The 19,950-nt window shown below is 73.0% G+C and carries 18 protein-coding genes; 14 read left to right on the top strand and 4 right to left on the bottom strand.

Going from position 1 to position 19,950, the window contains the following annotated elements:
- From argH to IE312_RS27590, 4 genes are all read left to right on the top strand, one after another.
- On the top strand, positions 1–886 hold an 886-nt coding region (gene argH, locus IE312_RS42095), incomplete at its 5' end, for an argininosuccinate lyase (RefSeq protein WP_229900510.1).
- Positions 887–1,804: 918 nt separating this feature from the next.
- Entirely contained in the window at positions 1,805–2,776 is a 972-nt protein-coding gene (locus tag IE312_RS27580; RefSeq protein ID WP_189985014.1) for an aldo/keto reductase, read from the top strand.
- A gap of 128 nt (positions 2,777–2,904) precedes the next feature.
- Complete coding sequence (locus tag IE312_RS27585) at positions 2,905–3,456, top strand: TetR/AcrR family transcriptional regulator (protein WP_189985015.1); 552 nt, start codon at positions 2,905–2,907, stop codon at positions 3,454–3,456.
- Entirely contained in the window at positions 3,453–4,976 is a 1,524-nt protein-coding gene (locus IE312_RS27590; RefSeq protein ID WP_189985016.1) for an MFS transporter, read from the top strand. The genes IE312_RS27585 and IE312_RS27590 overlap by 4 nt, the downstream gene beginning before the upstream one ends.
- A 17-nt stretch (positions 4,977–4,993) precedes the next feature.
- Here the strand turns inward: IE312_RS27590 and IE312_RS27595 are convergent, their stop codons facing one another.
- Complete coding sequence (locus IE312_RS27595) at positions 4,994–6,631, bottom strand: multicopper oxidase family protein (protein ID WP_189985017.1); 1,638 nt, start codon at positions 6,629–6,631, stop codon at positions 4,994–4,996.
- Between the two features lie 171 nt (positions 6,632–6,802).
- Positions 6,803–7,492, bottom strand: a complete 690-nt coding sequence (locus IE312_RS27600) for a lysophospholipid acyltransferase family protein (RefSeq protein ID WP_189985018.1) — start codon at positions 7,490–7,492, stop codon at positions 6,803–6,805.
- Between the two features lie 362 nt (positions 7,493–7,854).
- Between IE312_RS27600 and IE312_RS27605 the strand changes: the two genes are divergently transcribed.
- The 3 genes from IE312_RS27605 (at position 7,855) to IE312_RS27615 (ending at position 10,183) form a co-directional block, all read left to right on the top strand.
- Positions 7,855–9,042 carry a glycerophosphodiester phosphodiesterase gene (locus tag IE312_RS27605; protein WP_189985019.1) on the top strand — a complete coding sequence of 396 codons (1,188 nt, stop codon included), beginning with the start codon at positions 7,855–7,857 and terminating at the stop codon, positions 9,040–9,042.
- 91 nt (positions 9,043–9,133) lie between these two features.
- On the top strand, positions 9,134–9,640 hold the full coding sequence (locus tag IE312_RS27610) for a sigma-70 family RNA polymerase sigma factor (RefSeq protein ID WP_189985106.1): 507 nt from the start codon (positions 9,134–9,136) through the stop codon (positions 9,638–9,640).
- Positions 9,641–9,685: 45 nt separating this feature from the next.
- Positions 9,686–10,183 (top strand): GNAT family N-acetyltransferase, encoded by a 498-nt coding sequence (locus IE312_RS27615; RefSeq protein WP_189985107.1) that lies wholly within the window; start codon positions 9,686–9,688, stop codon positions 10,181–10,183.
- Here the strand turns inward: IE312_RS27615 and IE312_RS27620 are convergent.
- Both IE312_RS27620 and IE312_RS27625 read right to left on the bottom strand, forming a co-directional pair.
- Positions 10,173–10,592 carry a hypothetical protein gene (locus tag IE312_RS27620; protein ID WP_189985020.1) on the bottom strand — a complete coding sequence of 140 codons (420 nt, stop codon included), beginning with the start codon at positions 10,590–10,592 and terminating at the stop codon, positions 10,173–10,175. The two genes, IE312_RS27615 and IE312_RS27620, sit on opposite strands and share 11 nt — an antisense overlap.
- A gap of 1 nt (position 10,593) precedes the next feature.
- Positions 10,594–10,953: a hypothetical protein gene (locus IE312_RS27625; protein WP_189985021.1), complete on the bottom strand. Its 360-nt coding sequence runs from the start codon at positions 10,951–10,953 to the stop codon at positions 10,594–10,596.
- A gap of 69 nt (positions 10,954–11,022) precedes the next feature.
- On the opposite strand from IE312_RS27625, the gene IE312_RS27630 reads away from it, so the two are divergent.
- The 7 genes from IE312_RS27630 to IE312_RS27660 form a co-directional block, all read left to right on the top strand.
- Positions 11,023–11,673 (top strand): HAD family hydrolase, encoded by a 651-nt coding sequence (locus IE312_RS27630; protein ID WP_189985022.1) that lies wholly within the window; start codon positions 11,023–11,025, stop codon positions 11,671–11,673.
- 308 nt (positions 11,674–11,981) lie between these two features.
- Complete coding sequence (locus IE312_RS27635; protein WP_189985023.1) at positions 11,982–13,073, top strand: methionine ABC transporter ATP-binding protein; 1,092 nt, start codon at positions 11,982–11,984, stop codon at positions 13,071–13,073.
- Positions 13,070–13,807 carry a methionine ABC transporter permease gene (locus tag IE312_RS27640; RefSeq protein ID WP_189985024.1) on the top strand — a complete coding sequence of 246 codons (738 nt, stop codon included), beginning with the start codon at positions 13,070–13,072 and terminating at the stop codon, positions 13,805–13,807. Before IE312_RS27635 ends, IE312_RS27640 begins: the two co-directional genes overlap by 4 nt.
- A 68-nt stretch (positions 13,808–13,875) precedes the next feature.
- Positions 13,876–14,706 (top strand): MetQ/NlpA family ABC transporter substrate-binding protein, encoded by an 831-nt coding sequence (locus IE312_RS27645; protein ID WP_189985025.1) that lies wholly within the window; start codon positions 13,876–13,878, stop codon positions 14,704–14,706.
- Positions 14,707–14,863: 157 nt separating this feature from the next.
- Positions 14,864–15,502, top strand: coding sequence for a GNAT family N-acetyltransferase (locus IE312_RS27650; RefSeq protein WP_189985026.1), 639 nt, complete (start codon positions 14,864–14,866; stop codon positions 15,500–15,502).
- A gap of 91 nt (positions 15,503–15,593) precedes the next feature.
- Positions 15,594–16,817, top strand: a complete 1,224-nt coding sequence (gene cbiE, locus IE312_RS27655; RefSeq protein WP_189985027.1) for a precorrin-6y C5,15-methyltransferase (decarboxylating) subunit CbiE — start codon at positions 15,594–15,596, stop codon at positions 16,815–16,817.
- A gap of 343 nt (positions 16,818–17,160) precedes the next feature.
- Positions 17,161–19,950 (top strand): nitroreductase family protein (locus IE312_RS27660; RefSeq protein WP_229900512.1); only part of this gene is annotated, 2,790 nt, incomplete at its 3' end.

Raw genomic sequence — 19,950 nt, forward strand, 5'->3', positions numbered from 1 at the left:
GTCCCTGTCCCGGGACGCCGAGCGGCTGCGCCAGTGGGACGAGCGGACGGCCGTGTCGCCGTACGGCTCCGGTGCCCTCGCCGGCTCCTCCCTGGGCCTGGACCCGGAGGCGGTGGCCGAGGACCTCGGCTTCGAAGGCGGCAGCGTCGGCAACTCCATCGACGGCACGGCCTCCCGCGACTTCGTCGCCGAGTTCGCCTTCATCACGGCGATGATCGGGGTGAACCTCTCCCGGATCGCCGAAGAGATCATCATCTGGAATACGAAGGAGTTCTCCTTCGTGACCCTGCACGACGCGTTCTCCACGGGCTCTTCGATCATGCCGCAGAAGAAGAACCCGGACATCGCCGAGCTGGCCCGGGGCAAGAGCGGGCGCCTCATCGGCAACCTGACGGGCCTGATGGCCACCCTCAAGGCCCTCCCGCTGGCCTACAACCGCGACCTCCAGGAGGACAAGGAGCCCGTCTTCGACTCCTGCGACCAGCTGGAGGTGCTGCTCCCCGCCTTCACCGGCATGATCGCCACCCTCACGGTCAACCGCGACCGCATGGAGGAACTGGCCCCGGCCGGCTTCTCGCTGGCCACCGACATCGCCGAGTGGCTGGTGAAACAGGGCGTGCCGTTCCGCGTGGCGCACGAGGTCGCGGGGGAGTGCGTCAAGGTCGCCGAGGCCGAGGGCAAGGAGCTGGACGACCTCACGGACGAGCAGTTCGCGAAGATCTCCCCCCACCTCACGCCCGAGGTCCGCTCGGTCCTCAACGTCCCCGGCGCCCTCGCCTCCCGCAACGGGCGGGGCGGCACGGCCCCGAGCGCGGTCGCGGTCCAGCTGGCCGAGGTCAAGGCGGACGTGGCGAACCAGCACGCCTGGTCAACGGCCCGGCAGTAGCCGAGCGCCGGGCCGCCCCCACACCACCGGCCGACCGACCCCCGAACGCTCGGCCCCCGCAGCACCGGGGCAGTCGCGCCGCCGGACCACCGGGAGCCGGCCCAAGGGGCCCCGGGCCACTGGGCGGTCGACCCCTGCAGCACCGGGCGGTCGTTTCGCGGGGCACCGGGCGGTCGGTTCCGGGGTCACCGGGCGATCGGTTTCGGGGGCACCGGGCGGTTGTCCCCCGGATCACTGGATGGTCGGCCCCGCAGCACCGGGTGATCGGTCCCGGGATCACCGGGCGGTCGCGCCGTTGGGCCACCGGGTGCCCGTGCCGCTGGACCGTCAGGGGGGTCGGTCCAAGCAGCCCCGGGCGGTCGGTCGCTGGGGCACCGGGCGGTCGTGCCCCCGGGCCACCGGGGGTCGGCCCAAGCAGCTGCGGGCGGTCGGCCCCGGGTCACTGGACGGTCGGCCCCCCCCAGCGCCGGGCGGTCGATTCCCCGACCACGGGGCGGTCGGTCTCCGGAGTCCCGAGCGCCCGCCCCCCGGGTCACCTGGCGCCCGCGCCGCCGGATCACCGGGCACCCGGCCCCGCAGCACCGGGCGGCCGGTCTCCGGAGCCCCGGGCGGTCGGCCCCGGATCACTGGACGGTCGGCCCCTGCAGCACCGGGCGGTCGGTCCCGGGCCACTGGATGGTGGGCCCCCGGATCCCCGGGCCACTGGGCGGTCGACCCCTGCAACACCGGGCGGTCGTGCTGCCGGACCACCGGGTCGGCCCGGGCCACTGGACGGTCGGCCCCGCAGCACCGGGCGGTCGGTCCCGCAGGGTCGCGCGGTGGGCCGTCGGTGGCCGAGGTGGATCCGAAGGTCAGCGGGGGTCGTCGCGGGTTACGTTGGTCGGGAGCCGAACCCGAGCCGACCCGACGGAGCCCGTGATGTCCTTCGCCCGACTGGCAACAGCGACCACGCCCACCTGCCACATCGGTCTGGGCCTCGCCGCCGTCGGCCGCCCCGGTTACATCACCCTCGGGCGGGACGAGGACCTCGGAGCGGACCGCAGCGCGGACGCGCTGCGCACCCGCACCCACGAACTCCTCGACGCCGCGTACGCGCAGGGCGTCCGTTACGTCGACGCCGCCCGGTCCTACGGCCGCTCCGAGGAGTTCCTGGCCGACTGGCTGAACGCCCGCCCGGACATCGACGACGTGGTCGTCGGCAGCAAGTGGGGTTACACCTACACCGCCGGCTGGTCGGCGGACGCCGAGACGCACGAGGTCAAGGATCACGGCCTCGCCACCTACGAACGGCAGCGCGCCGAGACCGATGCCCTGCTCGGCGGCCGGCTCGACCTCTACCAGATCCACTCGGTGACCCCGGACAGCCCGGCCCTCACCGACAAGGAGCTGCACGCCCGGCTCGCGGACGCCGCCGCCCAGGGCCTCACCATCGGCTTCTCCACCAGCGGCCCCGCCCAGGCGGACGCGATCCGCGCCGCCCTCGCCGTCACGGTCGGCGGCGAGCCCCTCTTCCGTACCGTCCAGTCGACGTACAACGTCCTGGAGCCCTCCGCCGGCCCCGCCCTCGCCGAGGCGCACGACGCGGGGCTCACCGTGATCGTCAAGGAGGGCATGGCCAACGGCCGGCTGGCCGCGCCGCACGCCCCGGACGCGCTGCGGGCCGTGGCCGCCGAGACCGGGCTCGGCTGCGACGCGGTCGCCCTCGCCTGGATCCTGTGCCGGCCCTGGGCGGGGGTCGTGCTCTCCGGTGCCGCGACCGTCCCGCAGCTCCTGTCCAACCTCCACGCCCCCGCCGTCGACCTCGAAGGGGACCGGCTGGCCCTCCTCGACAGGCTCGCGGAGGACCCGCGGGCCTACTGGGAGCGGCGCGGACAGCTGCCCTGGCACTGACCCGCCCGCCTCCCTCCCCGTACGAGGCCGACGACCCGCACGAGCCGCAGAACCCTCGCGATCCTCCTTGATGCGCCATGCGTGCCTTGTGTGAGACATCAATGTCTCACATGGGTTACTTTTGTCTCATGGCCCTCGATCGTGACCACGTGCTGCGCAGCGCAGCCGCCCTTCTGACCCGCAGATCCACCGCGACCATGGACGAGGTCGCCAAGGCCGCCGGGATCAGCCGGGCCACCCTGCACCGGCACTTCGCCGGCCGGGACGCGCTGGTCCGGGCGCTGGAGCAGCTCGGCATCGCCGAGTGCGAGGCGGCGCTGGACCGGGCCCGGCCGGAGGAGGGGCCTGCGGCCGAGGCCGTACGCCGGCTGGTGCGCGAGATCCAGCCCGCCGCCGGACTGCTCGCCTTCCTCTACGGCGAGAACCAGCTGTGGGAGGGCGACCGGCAGCACGAGGGCTGGCAGCGCCTGGACACCCGGATCGGCGCCCTGTTCCAGCGCGGACAGCGCGACGGCGCGTTCCGCATCGACCTCAGCCCGGTCTGGCTCACCGAGGCCCTGTACGGGCTGATCGCCTCGTGCGCCTGGGCCACTCTCGACGGCCGCGTGGCCTCCCGGGACTTCCCGACCATGATCGCCGAGCTGTTGCTCGGCGGCGCTCTGCGGAGAGAGGAACCATGACCAGCACCCTGCAGCCGGCCCAGGAGACCGGGGCGGTGAAGCGCCCGGGCCGCTGGCTCGCGCTGTCCGTCCTCGTCCTGGCCGTGCTGCTGGTGGCCGTCGACGCCACCGTCCTCGGCCTGGCGACCCCCTACATCAGCGAAGACCTCCACCCCTCCGGCACCCAGCTGCTGTGGATCGGCGACGTCTACTCCTTCGTCATCGCCGGTCTGCTCGTCTCCATGGGCAGCCTCGGCGACCGCATCGGCCGCAAGCGGATCCTGCTGTGCGGCGCCACGGCGTTCGGCGCGCTGTCCGTGCTGTGCGCCTACGCGACGACACCCGAACTGATGATCCTGGCCCGGGCGCTGCTCGGCGTCGCCGGCGCCACCCTGATGCCGGCCACCCTGGCCCTGATCCGCAACATCTTCCACGACGCGCGCGAACGCAGCCTCGCGGTCGGCATCTGGGGCGCCACCGCCTCCGCCGGCACGGCGGTCGGCCCGATCGCCGGCGGATTCCTCCTGGAGCACTTCTGGTGGGGTTCGGTCTTCCTGATCAACCTGCCGGTGATGGCCGTCCTGGTCCTGGTCGGCATCCGTACCCTGCCCGAGTCCCGCAGCCCCCGGCCGGGCCCGTGGGACCTCGCCAGCGTCCTGCTCTCGCTGGTCGGCATGATCGCCCTGGTCTACGCCGTCAAGGAGGCGGCCACCCACGGCGTCACCGGGACCGGCGTGGGCACCGGACTGCTGGGCGCGGCGGCCCTGTACGGGTTCGTCCGCCGCCAGCTCACCATGCCGGTCCCGCTGCTGGACATGAGGCTGTTCGGGCGCCGCGGCTTCAGCGGAGCGGTCCTCGCCGACCTGCTGACCGTCCTCGGCATGTCCGGCCTGGTGTTCTTCCTCTCCCAGTACCTGCAACTCGTGCAGGGCCGACGGCCGTTCGAGGCGGGCCTGGCCGAACTGCCCGCGGCGGTGGGCGCGGTCGCGGCCGGGCTGGTCGCGGGCCGCGCCGCCCGGCGGTTCTCGGTCCGTACGGTGGTCTCCGGCGGTCTGGCCGCGGTCGGCACCGCACTGGCCGCGCTGACGGCGCTCGGCCCGGCCACCGGCTACCCGCTGCTCGGCGCCGCCCTGCTGGTCGTGGGCGTCGGCGCGGGCTTCTCCTTCACGGTGACCGCCGACGTCATCCTCTCCAGCGTCCCCAAGGACCAGGCGGGCGCGGCCTCGGCGGTCTCCGAGACGGCGTACGAACTGGGCGCCGCCCTGGGCATCGCCCTCCTCGGCTCCATCGTGACGGGCGTCTACCGCGGCTTCACCGGCCCGGCCGGCACCCCGGCGGGCGCCCACGAGTCGCTGGGCGCGGCGGTGGAGACCGCGGCGGACATGCCCCCGCACCAGGCGGAGGCCCTCCTCGCCGCGGCCCGTGACTCCTTCGTCCACGGCCTGCACCTGGCCTCGGCGGCGGGCTCGGCGGTCCTGCTGACCGCGGCGGCGGTGGCCTGGCTCCTGCTGAGGGACCAGAAGCTGGAGGGCGCGGGCTGAGCCGGGCCCCGCGCGACTCAGCGCTTGTACCCCACCACCGTCATCATCCCGCTCTCCGAGTGGTACTGGTTGTGGCAGTGCAGCATCCACAGCCCGGGGTTGTCGGCATCGAAGTCGATCACCAGCTTGTGGTGCGGCAGCACCAGCGCGGTGTCCTTGCGGGCGCCCGCGGAATCGATGCCGGCCAGCGAGAAGGTGTGCCCGTGCAGGTGCATCGGGTGCCACATGCCCGTGGCGTTGATGAGCGTCACCCGCACCCGTTCACCCGCGTGGACCGGGTGCCGCTGCCTCGGGGAGTAGGGCTTGTGGTCGAACCCCCAGTCGAACTTCTCCATGGTTCCGGTGATCCTGATCCGCATCTCGCGGTCGGGGTGACGGTCCGCCAGCGCCACCGAGTCGTCGGGCAGCAGGCGGCGGGCCGGGACGGTGTTGCCGTCCAGCTCGTGCGGGTGGACGTCGGCGGGCGGCAGCTTCTTGCCCCCCTTGGCGGTGCTCAGCACGGCGAGGGCCCTGCCCTTCTTCCCCTCGGCCAGGGCGACCAGGGGGAAGACGCCGTCCTTGACGGTGACGAGCACGTCGTAGCGTTCCGCCATGCCGACGAGCAGGGCGTCGGTCCGCTTGTGCTTCACCGGGTAGCCGTCGGTGTGGGTGACGGTCATCGTGTGGCCGCCCAGCGCGACCCGGAAGGCGGTCTCGGAACCCGCGTTGATGATGCGCAGGCGCACCCGGTCGCCGGGACGGCAGCGGAACACCGAGGGACTGCCGGGCAGCCGGCCGTTGATCAGGTAGTGCGGGTAGGCGACACTGCCGCCCTCCCCGTGCAGCATGCGGCTGTAGGAGTTGTGCAGCACCCGGTCGGGGCCTGTGGACTTCTTGGACTTGTGGTGCGGTGACGAGTGCGCGGTCGCGTTGTGGCCGGGGCCTGTGCTGCCGTGGCCGGGGCCCATGGCCGTCTGCTGCATGTCCATGGATCCGCCGGGCTTGAGCTGCTCCATGACGTTCTCGGGGGTGGAGCCCGCCACGCCGTCCAGCCAGTCGTCGACGACGACGACCCACTCCTTGTCGTAGGCGAGGGGTTCCCTGGGGTCGTCGACGACGAGCGGCGCGTACAGGGCCCGGTCGGGCTGCATGCCCACGTGCGAGTGCAGCAGGTACGTTCCCGGGTGCTTGACGACGAAGCGGTAGCGGAAGTCGTCCCCCGAGGCGATGGCCCGCTGGGTCAGGTCCGGTACGCCGTCCATGTCGCAGCGCAGCCGCACCCCGTGGGAGTGCAGCGTGGTCGTGGCGGGCAGCCGGTTGGCGAGCGTGAGGTCGAGTACGTCACCCGCCGTGACCCGTACCAGCGGGCCCGGCACCTCCTCGTTGTACGCCCAGGTGCGGACCGACCGGCCGCCCAGGTCCAGCTCCGTCTCGGCGGAGGTGAACCGGAAGGTGCGGACGTGGCCCGACCCCCGTTTCCGCTCGGCCGCCAGGACCTCCGGGTCCGACGGGTTGACGTACCCCCGGGGCCCGGGCGGGACGAACTTCTCCCCGCCGTAACCGTGTTCGGGGCCGGAACGGGCTTCGGGCCCGGAGCCGGTGCAGGCCGCCAGGAGTCCCGCGCCGGCAGCGGCGATCGGGGTACGGAGCAGAGTACGCCGAGAAGGTTTGTACATGTCCTGAATCAGACATGTTGTGTGGTGATAAGGCCGCTTTCATAGGGCCGAATGCCCGATGTGTCGGCGGAGATTCCACCTGCAGGCGGACGGACGGCCGGCTGACTCCGTCCCGCACCTGACGCCGCGTCGCCGCCCCTAGGGTCGGCGACGCGAAGGGTCGGACAGACCTCAGGCGGCCTTCGCCTTGGTGGCGTACATGTCGACGTACTCCTGGCCGGACAGGCGCATGACCTCGGCCATGACGGAGTCCGTCACCGCCCGCAGGACGTAGCGGTCCCGGTCCATGCCCTCGTACCGGGAGAACTCCATCGGCTCGCCGAAGCGGACGGTCACCCGGCCGGGCCGCGGGATGCCCCGGCCCCCCGGCTGCAGCTTGTCCGTTCCGATCATGGCGAACGGGACCACCGGCGCGCCGGTCATCAGGGTCAGCCGGGCGATACCGGTACGGCCCCGGTACAGACGTCCGTCGGGCGACCGGGTGCCCTCGGGGTAGATCCCGAACATCCGGCCCTCCTCCAGGATCCGCCGGCCCGTCATCAGCGCGGCCACGCCGCCGCTCGCGCCGTCCCGGTCCACCGGGATCATGCCGACGCCGGTGAAGAACCAGGCCATCAGCCGGCCCTTGAGCCCCTTGCCGGTGACGTACTCGTCCTTGCCGATGAAGCACACCTGACGCTTGGTGACCACCGGCAGCACGATGGAGTCGATGAACGTGAGGTGATTACCGGCCAGGATCACCGGGCCGTCCCCCGGGATGTTCTCCGCGCCCTCCACCCGTGGGCGGAACATCAGGCGCATGATCGGTCCGAGCACTGCCTTGATGAGCACGAAGCGGGACAACGGGTCCTCCGATGCCAAGAAGGGCGATATGAGTCTGTGCAGGTGAGGACATTACTCGCGGCGCCGGGCCGCGCGCACATCGGGGACGCCGGGTTCACCGAGGTCTTACGAAGAGTTGACGTGGTTTTACCTGCGGTGACGCGCGCGGGACGGCCTGTAACGGCCTTGCGGCGGTGTGACGGACATCGCGCCGGCCGCGCGCCCGTGCCCCTGCCTGTGCCCGCGCTCGTGCCTGTGCTCGTGCCCGACGGACCGTCACCTTCCGCCGTCCGCGGGACACCCCGCCGCAGCCGTGTGTTCGAACGGCGGTCTCCCGTCGGTCATGTGTACGACCCTACGATCGGGCCGCACCCACGGACGAACGCGGCAGGAGGGCGCTCATGGACAGCGACCAGACGAACGGGCAGGCGCAGGGGACGGGACGGCGGGCACTGCTCGGTGCCGCGGTGCTCGGCGCGGGCGGAGCGGTCCTCGGGCTGCCCGGCGCGGCCCGGGCGGCCGGACCCGGCGCACCCGGCGCACCCGGCGGACGCGCTGGACGCGGTCTGAAGAGCCTGCCGGTGCCGACGATCATCGGTCACCGGGGTGCCAGTGGCTACCGCCCCGAGCACACCTTCGGCTCCTACGAGCTGGCCCTGGACCTGGGTGCCGACGTGGTGGAGGCGGGCGACCTGGTACCCACCAAGGACGGCCACCTGGTCTGCCGGCACGAGCCGGAGATCGGCGGCACGACGAACGTCGCCTCCCACCCGGAGTTCGCCGGCCGGAAGACCACCAAGGTCGTGGACGGCGTCCCCACCACCGGCTGGTTCACCGAGGACTTCACGCTCGCCGAACTGAAGACGCTGCGCGCCGTCGAGCGCATACCGGCCAACCGGCCGCACAACACCCTCTACGACGGGCGCTGGGAGATCCCCACCTTCGAAGAGGTCCTCAGGTGGCAGGACGAGCAGACCCGCAGGCGCGGCCGGCAGGTGTGGATCTACCCGGAGACCAAGCACCCCACCTACTTCCGCAAGCTGGGCCTCGGTCTGGAGGAACGGGTGGCGAAGCTGCTGCGCAAGCACGGCAAGGACGGCCGCCACTCGCCGGTCATCCTGCAGTCGTTCGAGCCCACCAGCATCCAGCGGCTGAACCGCCTGGTGGACAACCCGCTCGTCGTCCTGCTCTCCTCGGCCGACAGCCGCCCCTACGACTTCGTCGAGGCGAAGGACCCGCGGACGGTCGCCGACCTGGTCACGCCCAAGGGGCTGCGCGAGATCGCCGGCTACGCCCAGGGCATCGGCCCCACCCTGGACCTGATCATCCCGAAGAAGGCGGACGGCACCCTGGCCGAGCCGACCGCCCTGGTCGCCGACGCGCACAAGGCCGGCCTCGTCCTGCACCCCTACACCGTGCGCAACGAGAACCCGTTCCTGCCGGCCGAGTACCGCAAGGGCGCCGCGGCCGACGCCTACGGAGACGTCTTCGGCGCCTTCAAGCGGTACTTCGCCACCGGTATCGACGGTGTCTTCACGGACAACGCCGACACCGGCGTCCTCGCCCGCGCCGACTTCCTCAAGGGCTGACCGCGTCAACCGACGCGCCGCCCCACACCCGTTCGGGGTGACTGTGCGCCGCCCCGGCAACCTGCTGCCGGGGCGGCTCGTCGTTCCGCATATGACGCACGACCTGGTAGCCATCCTGCGCCCGCTGCTCACCGCCGAGGCCTCCGCCGAGGCATATGCCGCCGGGAGCGAGCCGGGTGATCTGGAGCAGGCCGTCTGGCTGCGCCTCCTGGAGCGGCTGGAGACCGACGGACCGCCGCTCGACCCCCCGGGCTGGCTGCGCAGGGCCGTCCGCGCCGAGGCCCGGCGCAGCCGCCGCACCACCCGCCTGGAACGGCCGTACGCGGACGAGCCGGCCGACGACCTGCGCGCCGGGCCCGAGCAGCACGTCCTGACCACCGCCCGGTACCGCGCCCTGCGGGACGCGGTCCGCCGGCTGCCCGGCCGCTGCCCCCGCCTCCTGGAGGCCCTGCTCTCGCCCAAGGACCTGACATACCGGGAGATCGCGGGGGAGTTGGGTATCTCACAGGGCAGTCTCGGACCGGAACGCTCCAGATGTCTGGGATGTCTGCGCCGATTGCTCGCCCCGGAGGTTGCGGCCTGCGAACCGCGGGGATAGGAGTAGGCGACGACAGGTGATCAGGTGAGCGGGAGGCGTGCGCACATGGGCATGAGCGTGACCATCTCGGTGGCGACCGAGCAGGACGCGGAGCAGATCTTCCGGCTTCAGTACCTGTGCTTCCAGAGCGAGGCGGCGCTGTACGGCAACTACCGCATCGACCCGCTCGTGCAGACCCTGGACTCCGTCCGCCAGGAAGTCGCCGCCGACTGCGTCTTCGTCGCCCGGCTCGGCGAGGAGGTGGTCGGCTCGGTACGCGGCAAGGTCACCGAGGACGGCGCGGCGGCCATCGGCAAGCTCTGCGTGCACCCGCGCCTGCAGGGCCACGGCATCGGCGCGCGCCTGCTGCGCGCGGCGGAGGCGGCGCTGGAGTCGGAGCGCGGCGCCACGCGGTTCCGCCTCTTCACCGGCCACCGCAGCGAGGGCAACCTGCGCCTGTACCGCCGGGTCGGCTACCGGACGGTGGGCCGCGCCAAGGGCGACGACGGGGTGGAGATGATCATCCTGGAGAAGCAGGCGGGACAGTACGCGGCTACCGCTTGACGGTGTTCCGCGCCTTCCGCAGCCAGTACAACGCGGACACCGGCAGCAGCACCGGGATGAAGACGTAGCCCGCCCCGTAGTACGACCACACGGTCGAGTCCGGGAAGGCCGAACGGTCGACCAGGGTCCAGGTGCCCACGAGCAGCACGCCCGCGAGTTCGGCGGCGCAGCACACCAGCGCCGCCCTGCGGGCCGTCTCCCCGCCCCGGACGAGCGTGTAGGTGATGAACCCGTACACGACACCGGCCACCGCCGACAGCACGTAGGCGAGCGGCGCCCGGTCGAACTCCGTGCCGATCTGGTACGCGGAACGCGACACCGCGCCGACCACCATCACGCCGTAGAACCAGACCAGCAGCATGCCCGGTCCGCTGATCAGCCGGGCCGGCTTCTCCTCCGCCGCGGTCACCTCAGCCTCCCCAGATGTCGTAGAGCCGTACTTCCAGGACGGCCAGCACCACCCCGCCGGCGGCGACCGTCACCGAGCCCCAACGGGTCCGCTCGGCCAGCGACATCAGGCCCGCCGCCGGAACGCACGCGAAGGCGCCCAGCAGGTACGCCACGAAGATCGTCGTGCCCTGCTCCGGCTTCTCGCCCCGCGCCAGCTGCACGATCCCGATCACCAGCTGCACCACGGCCAGCAGCGACACCACGGCCATGCCGATGAAGTGCCAGTCCTTCGTCGGCTGGTCGCGGTAGGCGGCCCAGCCGCACCACGCGGCGAGCAGCAGCGCGGCGACCCCGGTCACCAGCGTCAGGACAGTGAGCATGCCGCGACCTTATTACGCTGCGCACGGGCCCGGGCCGCCGCCCCCGCCGTACGCCGTAGGGTCTAGACCATGACGATCCACGCGCACGCCCTCCTGTTCGACAACGACGGCACCCTGGTCTCCTCCCTCGACTCCGTCGAGCGCTGCTGGTCCCGCTGGGCCCGGGAGTACGGGATCACGGCGGAGGAGTTCGCCCGCGTGGAGCTGCACGGACGCACCGCCGTCGAGGTCGTCGGCGACCTGCTGCCCGCCCGCCTGGTGCCGCAGGCCGTGGCCCGGGTCGAGCAGCTGGAGGTCGAGGACGTCCCCGACGGCGGTGTCCGTCTGCTGCCCGGCACCCGGGCGTTCCTGGACGCCCTGCCGGCCGACCGCTGGGCCGTCGTCACCTCCGCCACCCGGCGGCTGGCCGAGGCCCGGCTGGACGCGGTCGGGATCCGGCCGAAGGCGCTGGTCTCGGCCGACGACGTCACCTGGGGCAAGCCCGACCCCGAGCCCTACCTGCTCGCCGCCCGGCAGCTCGGCGTGGACCCCGCCCGCTGCGTGGTCTTCGAGGACGCGCCCGCCGGGCTGCGGGCGGGCCGCGCGGCCGGCATGGCCACCGTGGCGTTGGCCACAACCCACCGGGCGGAGGAGCTGGACGCCGACCTGGTGGTGCGGGACCTGTCGGCCTTGTCGGTACTGGTCACCGACGGGGGAGTGGAGATCGCCGTCCGCGGCTGAGCGGCCGCCCGGTCCCGTCCGCCGTTGTCCGCCGTTGTCCGCCGCTGTCCACCATGCGGACAGCGCCCGTCGGTCAGGACCGTCCGTCTGGTTTACTGATCGCATGACCACGACGAGCAGCCGCATCCTTGCGACCGAGGCGACCATGACGCCCGGTGCTCGTTGTATGTGTCGCCTGATGTGTCGAATGTGCGCCTTCTAGAGGGCCCCCGCATCAGCTGAGCCTCGCGCCCCCGAAGCGAGAGCCGTGGCCGTCCGTGCGCCGCAGACCGTACGAGACGAAGCACCACCTTCCATGCCGGAACCGCATGCACCCGTGTCCGGGCACACCCACGCCCGTGCACTCGACAGTGACGGAAACCCACGTGATCACCACCTCGGGCCTGACCAAGGTCTACCGCTCCCGCGGCCGTGACGTCACCGCCCTCGACGGCGTCGATCTCCACGTCCGTGAAGGAGAGGTCTACGGCGTCATCGGCCAGTCCGGCGCCGGCAAGTCCTCCCTCATCCGCTGCGTCAACCTGCTGGAGCGCCCCACCTCCGGCACCGTGACCGTCGCCGGGCAGGACCTCACCGCCCTGGCCGGCCGCGGCCCGCGCGCCGGCAAGGAACTGCGCCGGGCACGCAGCCGGATCGGCATGGTCTTCCAGCACTTCAACCTGCTGTCCTCGCGGACCGTGCAGGACAACGTCGAGCTGCCGCTGGAGATCCTCGGCCAGTCGGGCCGGGCCCGCTCCCGCAAGGCGCTGGAACTGCTCGACCTGGTCGGCCTCGCCGACAAGGCCAAGGCCTACCCCGCCCAGCTCTCCGGCGGCCAGAAGCAGCGCGTCGGCATCGCCCGCGCCCTCGCCGGCGACCCCAAGGTGCTGCTCTCCGACGAGGCCACCAGCGCCCTCGACCCCGAGACCACCCGCTCCATCCTGCAACTGCTGCGCGACCTGAACCGGCAGCTGGGACTGACCGTCCTGCTCATCACCCACGAGATGGACGTCGTCAAGTCGATCTGCGACTCGGCCGCCCTGATGGAGCGGGGCCGGATCGTGGAGTCGGGCACGGTCAGCGAACTGCTCGCCACCCCCGGCTCCGAACTGGCCGCCGCCCTGTTCCCGGTGAGCGGTGAGCGCACGGGCGCCGACCGGACCGTCCTCGACATCACCTTCCAGGGCGAGGCCGCCACCCAGCCGGTCATCTCCCAGCTGTCGCGCACCTACAACATCGACATCTCGATCCTCGGCGCCGCCATCGACACCGTCGGCGGCCTCCAGATCGGCCGTATGCGCATCGAGCTGCCCGGCCGGTACGAGGACAACGTGGTGCCGGTCGGCTTCCTGCGCGAACAGGGCCTCCAGATCGACGTGGTGGGCCAGGAGAACCTGCTGGTGAAGGAAGGTGCCAAGTGACCTGGTCGGAGATGCAGCCGCTGCTGTCCCAGGCGTGTTGGGACACGCTCTACATGGTCGGCTGGTCCACCCTGATCGCCGTCGTCGGCGGCCTTCCGCTCGGCATCCTCCTGGTCCTCACCGACCGCGGCGGCCTGCTGCAGAACGTCGTCGCCAACAAGGTCATCGGGCAGGTCGTGAACGTCGCCCGCTCCATGCCGTTCATCATCCTGATGGTCGCGCTGATGGGCCTCACCCGTTCCATCACCGGCACGACCATCGGCCGCGAGGCCGCCATCGTGCCGCTCGCCATCGGCGCGATCCCGTTCTTCGCTCGCCTGGTCGAGACGGCCGTCCGCGAAGTGGACGGCGGGCTCGTCGAGGCCGTCCAGTCGATGGGCGGCAACACCTGGACCATCGTGCGCAAGGTGCTCGTACCGGAGTCCCTGCCCTCCCTGATCGCCAGCACCACCACCACGATCGTCGCCCTCATCGGCTACTCCGCCATGGCCGGCACGGTCGGCGCCGGCGGCCTCGGCGACATCGCCATCCGCTACGGCTACCAGCGCTTCGAGACCCAGATGATGTGGATCACCGTCGGCATCCTCGCCGTCGTCATCTCCGTCATCCAGTTCGCCGGCGACTTCGCGGCCCGCGCCCTGCACCGCCGGGGCGGCCGGTCCGGCCCCGCCCCCAAGCTCCGCCTGCTGAAGGCCAAGGAGCCCGCGGCGGCCGACGTCGGCAAGGTCGCGTAGCCCACCCCCCCAGACTCCCCGTCCACCCGTACACGGGGTCGCACCACCCATAAGGAAAGGCACTTTTCGTGCGTAACACCGCTAAGTTCACCACCGCCGTCCTCGCCACCGGAGCCCTCACCCTCGGGCTGACCGCCTGCGGCTCCGGCAAGGACTCCGGCTCCTCCGACGGCAAGGGCCCGCTGGTCGTCGCCGCCAGCCCGACCCCGCACGCCGAGATCCTGAACTTCGTCAAGGACAAGCTGGCGAAGAAGGCGGGCCTCGACCTGGAGGTCAAGGAGTTCACCGACTACATCACGCCGAACACGGCGACCGAGGACGGCTCGGTGGACGCCAACTACTTCCAGAACCAGCCGTACCTGGACGACTTCAACAAGAAGCGCGGCACCCACATCGTGCCCGTCGTCACGGTGCACCTGGAGCCGCTCGGCCTCTACTCCCACAAGATCAAGAAGGCCGACGCCCTCAAGAGCGGTGCGACCATCGCCGTCCCGAACGACGCCGTCAACGAGGCCCGCGCCCTGAAGCTGCTCGCCGCCAACGGGCTCATCACCCTCAAGGACGGCGCCGGCAACGAGGCCACCCCGCAGGACATCGCCAAGAACCCCAAGAACCTCAAGTTCAAGGAGGTCGAGGCGGCCCAGACCGCGCGCTCCCTGGACGACGTGGACGCGGCCGTGATCAACGGCAACTACGCCATCTCGGCCGGCATCAAGCCCGCCAAGGAGGCGCTCGTCCTGGAGTCCCCGAAGAACAGCCCCTACGGCAACTTCCTCGCCGTGAAGAAGGGCAACGAGTCGGACCCGCGGGTCAAGAAGCTCGCGAAGCTCCTCACCTCGCCCGAGGTCAAGAAGTTCATCGAGGACAAGTACCAGGGCTCCGTCATCCCGTCGTTCTAAAGCCGCACGGCGTCCCGCCACGCACGGGGTCCGCTCCCTCACCGGGAGTGGACCCCGTTGTGCGGTCCGGTGGTTTCATGCTGCATGCTGGGCAGTTCAGCAGGCCTGACGGCCCGTACGGTCTTTCGAGGAATTTCCGAAGGTTACGGAGCGGCGCATGACGAGCACCTTCCCCAACATCTCCATCAGCACGGAGCGGTTGGTGCTGCGCCCCCTCGACGAGGACGACGTGCCCGCCCTGGCCGAGATGATGAACGACGAGCAGGTCGTCGCCTGGACCACCGTCGCCCACCCCTACACCGAGGCCCACGCCCGCGCGTGGATCACCCGGCTCGCCCCGGAGGAGCGCACCGCCGGCCGCGGCATCGTCCTCGCCGTCACCGAGTTCCTCACCCAGCGCCTCGTCGGCGTCGTCCACCTGAGGAACACCGACTGGCGCGTCCGGTCCAGCGAGATCGCCTACGTCGTCGCCCCCTGGGCCCGCGGCGAGGGGTACGCCTCCGAAGCGGTCTTCGCCACCGCCCAGTGGCTGTTCCACGACCGCGGGTTCGAGCGGCTCGAACTGCGCACCCCCGCCGACAACACCGCCTCCCAGCAGGTGGCCCAGAAGATCGGCTGCATCAGCGAGGGCGTCCTGCGCAACGCCTGGATAGCGCGCAGCAGAACCGAGGGCGGCGCGTGGTCCGACGTACGCACCGACGTCATCGTCTGGAGCCTGCTCCCCGAAGACCTCGCCGGTGTCGGCGAGCAGCTCGCCGACACCGGCGGTTCGACCTCGTACTCGGACTGGAACTGAGCCCCCGGGCTCCACCAGGTACCCTCACGGAGCCCGCCCCGGGCTCCCTGTTCCCGAAGACCCGCGCAGAACAATCAGGAGACTGACGACGATGGCCGACCGGGTCACGGTGATCGGCTGGGACGGCTCGCCGCTGACGGCAGCGGCCCGCGCCGCCCTCGGCGCCGCCACCCTCGTGGCCGGTGCCGCACACCACCTGGCGCTGCCCGAGGTGCCGCCCGCCGCCGAACGCGTCCGCCTCGGCAGCCTCGCCCTGGCCGCCCGCCGCATCGCCGCCCACCGCGGCACCGCGGTCGTGCTCGCCGACGGCGACCCCGGCTTCTTCGGCGTCGTACGGACCCTGCGCGCACCGGAGTTCGGCCTCGAGGTGGAGGTGGTCCCCGGTGTCTCCGCGGTCGCCGCCGCCTTCGCCCGCGCCGGCATGCCCTGGGACGACGCCCAGGTCGTCGTCGCCCACCGGCGCACCCTGCGCCGGGCCGTGAACGTCTGCCGCGCCCACACCAAGGTCGCCGTCCTCACCTCACCGGGCGCCGGCCCCGCCGAGCTCGGCCTGCTGCTGGAGGGCGTGCACCGCACCTTCGTGGTCTGCGAGGAACTGGGCACCGAGCGCGAGCAGGTCTCCATCGTCACCTCCGACAAGGCCGCGGACCACACCTGGCGCGACCCCAACGTCGTCATCGTCATCGGCGGCCCCGCCGGCGCCGGGGACGGCGGCGGCTGGATCGCCGGCCGTGACCCGGGCGCCGGCCCGCGCGGCTGGGTGCAGCCCGACGAGAGCTACGGCGCCGGACCGGGCGGCGGTCTCGGCGAGGGCGAGACGGAACTGCTGCGCGCCGCCCAACTCGCCCGCCTCGGGCCCCGGATCGGCGACCTGGTCTGGGACATCGGCTGCGGCAGCGGGGCCTTCGCCGCCGAGGCCGCGCGCGCCGGCGCGGCCGTCATCGCCGTCGACCACGATCCCGCCGCCTGCGCCCGCACCGACGACGCCGCACGCCGGTTCGGGGTCCAGCTCCAGATCGTCCGCGGCAGCGCCCCGCACGTCCTCGAAAGGCTGCCCGAGCCGGACGTCGTCCGGGTCGGCGGCGGGGGACCGGCGGTCCTCTCCGCGGTCGCCGACCGGCGCCCGCAGCGCATCGTCACGCACGCCGCGACCCGCGACGCCGCGGAGCGCGTCGGCCGCGACCTGACCGAGCACGGGTACCGGGTCGAGTGCGCCCTGCTCCAGTCCGTCGAACTCGACACCCGGGCCTGGACGGAGACCGAGCGGAACGTAGCGTTCCTGCTCAGCGGGGTCCTGCCGGATCGCGCCCCGTGATCCTGTTGTCGTACCGCGCGCGGTAGGCTGGCCGATCGTTGTACCGCACCGGCGGCCCGAACTTCGTTCGCCAATGTCCGGAACGCACGTCCGTTTTGGGGTGGGTGTGGTACTGCGGTACCGGAGGACGCGCAACGTGGCGCAGTCCACAGCGGGCTGTCGCGGATCATGCTGTCGCGACGGCGGAACGACCGGGACAATGCCACTGAATGGCTTTGTCGCCTTTTCCGGCGGGTCGTTCGTGCCGCTGGGCACGGACGCTCGTTCTTCACTGCGGGGCGGTCGGTGCGCCGTTCCGGGTGAGCTGGTCGTAGGAGTACAAACCGATGGGCGAGGGGTACGCATGACCGACACCGGCCAGGTCCCGGGCGAGGGGCAGCCGGAGAGCGCAGGCATGGTGGAGCAGCCGGGCGCCCCCGCGCACGGTGCGTACGCCTACCTCTCCGAGGCGCCGGCCGAGGACGAAGACCTGCTGCTGCCGGGTGCCCAGGGCGCGTGGGGCAACGAGGTTCCGCCACCCGCTCCGGAGCCGGTGGTGGAAGCCGTCCACGAGCCCGGACCGCACGAGACGGCGGGCCGCGACAGCGGCTCGGTCGACCTCGGCGGTGTCCGGCTGCCCGACTCGGGCCCCGTCTCCGTCACTCCGTCGCCCATCCTCTCGGCACCGCACGACCCGGCCGCCGCCGGGCAGCCGCCACGCCGGCCGCTGCACCTCGGCCCGCCGATCCCCGACGCCTCGGCGAGCCCGGTCCGCTCCCTGGCCGACCGCGGCCCCGCGGGAGCGCCGGTGCGGCAGCCCGGGCCGCAGCCCGCCGGCCCCGAGTACCTCGACGCCCAGCCGCTGCGCGAGATGACGCCGCAGAGCGCGGCCCCCTGGGGCCCGGCCCCGGCCGCCCCGGCCCAGGTCGACGCACAGGCACCGGCTGCCGAAACGGTTAGTCCGGGCGTCCCCGCCGAGCAGGCCGACGCCGCCCAGGCCGCGATGGCCCGCCTCGCGAGCCAGGCCGCGGCCCCCGCGGGCACCGGCCAGGTGCCCGTCGTGCACGGTCACGACGGGGTCCAGCCGGTGCACGCCCACGACGGCGTGTACACCGCGCCGGGCACCGAGGGCGCGCCCGACGCCGAGACGGCGGACACTGGGGCGCCCGTGGCGCAGCCGGCCGTACCGGCCGCCGACGACGCGGTGACCGTCCCGGAGCAGGCGCCGGCCGTCGAAGCGGGTACCGGTCAGATCCAGCCGGTGTCGCAGCCTCCTGTGGACGACTCGCCGGAGCAGTCCGTTCCGGTGGACGTACCGGCCGGCGCGCCGGTCGTCGCCCCGGCCGAGACCGCTCAGCCCGCCGAGGCAGTGCAGGCCGAGGCAGTGCAGGCCGACGTCGTGCCGGGTCCCGCGGTGGGGCCTGCCGTCGATGCCGCCCAGCCCGCCGGAGCCGTGCAGCCCGCGGAAGCCGACCAGCCCGCCGAAGCGCCGCAGGTCGCCGCAGCGGAGCCGGGCCCTGACGCCGTGCAGGCCCCGGATGCCGTGCAGGCCCCGGATGCCGTGCAGGCCGCTGAGGTGCCGCAGGCCGCCGGTGCCGAGGAGGTTGCCGCCGCGCCGCAGGGTGCCGACGTCGTACAGGCCCCGGACGGCGTGCAGGCCGCCGGTGCGGCCCTGCCCGCCGAGGTGCCGCAGGTCCCCGTCGCCGAGCCGGCCGCCCATGCCCCCCAGGCCGTCGTCGCGCAGACCCCGGATGTCGTGCCGACCGCCGTCGCCCAGCCCGCCGAAGCGCCGCAGGTCCCCGTCGCCGAGCCGGCTGCTGCCGCACCTCGGCCCGCCGACGTCCCGCAGGTCGCTGCCGTCATGCCGCCCCAGGCCCCCGCCGAGACGCACGCTCCCGCGGAGACCCAGGCTCCCGCCGAGGCCCAGGCTCCCGACGCCCAGGTCCCCGCCCCCGCCGTGCCCCAAACTCCCGCCGAGGTCCAGGACGTGCCCGAGGTGGCCGGTGTGGCCGCCGCCCAGGGCGTGCCCCTGCCGGCCGAGGCGGTGTCCCCGGCTTTGGTCCCGGACGCGGCACCGCACACCGACGCGGCGGTGCCGGTCGACGGCGCCCCGACGGCCGTCCAGGCCGCCGATCCCGTCACACCCCAGGCCGTGGCCGAGAGCCCCGAGGCGACCGCACCGGTTCAGCCGGCCGACGTCCCCGAGGCGACCGCCCCGGCTCAGCCCGCCCCCGAGGCCGTACCGGCCGCCGCTCCCGCCCCGGCGGAGCAGCCCGCCGTACCCCTCGCCGCGGAAGCGACCGAGCCGTCGGCCGTGCCCCAGGCCGCGCAGGGGCCGCAGATCGCCGAGCCCGCACCGCCCGCTCCGCCCGCCGTCCCGGCAGGCCGGCAGCAGCCGCAGGCACCGGAGGCCGCCGTGGCCCCCGTACCCGCGCAGGGCGTGGAGCAGCGGCTGCCCTCCGGCCTGCCGGCGGAACCCGGCCCGGAGCAGCCGCTCGGACAGTTCGTGCCGGTGGAGGGCCAGGTGCCCACCGCCCCGCACCTGGCGCCCACCCCGCCCCAGCCCCTCGTCCTGCCCGCACAAGACCCGCATGTCTCGCACGACCCGCAGGTCTCGCACGACCCGCAGGTTGCGCAGGACCCGCAGGGTCCGCAGGAGCAGCCGGAGGCGGTCGCCGCGGTGCCCGCGCCGCGCGAGGGCGAGCCGGACGCCGTACCGAGCGCACCCGACGCCGAGCCCGCCCCCGATGTCGTGCAGCACGCGGAGGACCTGCGCACCACGGCCGCCGACCAGGAGGAGGGCACGGCCCCCGTGGCGGAGGCACGCCAGTCCGCCGGCCCGGCCGCGCCCGGCTACGCCGACGCCGAGCGCGAGGCCGTCCTGAAGGTCATGCGCGAGCGCCGCGACATCCGCAACGGCTTCCGCAGCGACCCCATCCCGCACGAGGTGCTGCTCAGGGTCCTGGAGGCCGCGCACACCGCGCCGTCCGTGGGCCACTCGCAGCCCTGGGACTTCGTCGTCATCCGGTCCGCCGAGACCCGGCAGACGATGCACGAACTGGCGATGCGGCAGCGGGAGGCGTACGCCAAGTCGCTGCCGAAGGGCCGGGCGAAGCAGTTCAAGGAACTGAAGATCGAGGCCATCCTCGACACC

This window comes from Streptomyces capoamus (genome assembly GCF_014654935.1).
GTDB classification, from domain to species: domain Bacteria; phylum Actinomycetota; class Actinomycetes; order Streptomycetales; family Streptomycetaceae; genus Streptomyces; species Streptomyces capoamus.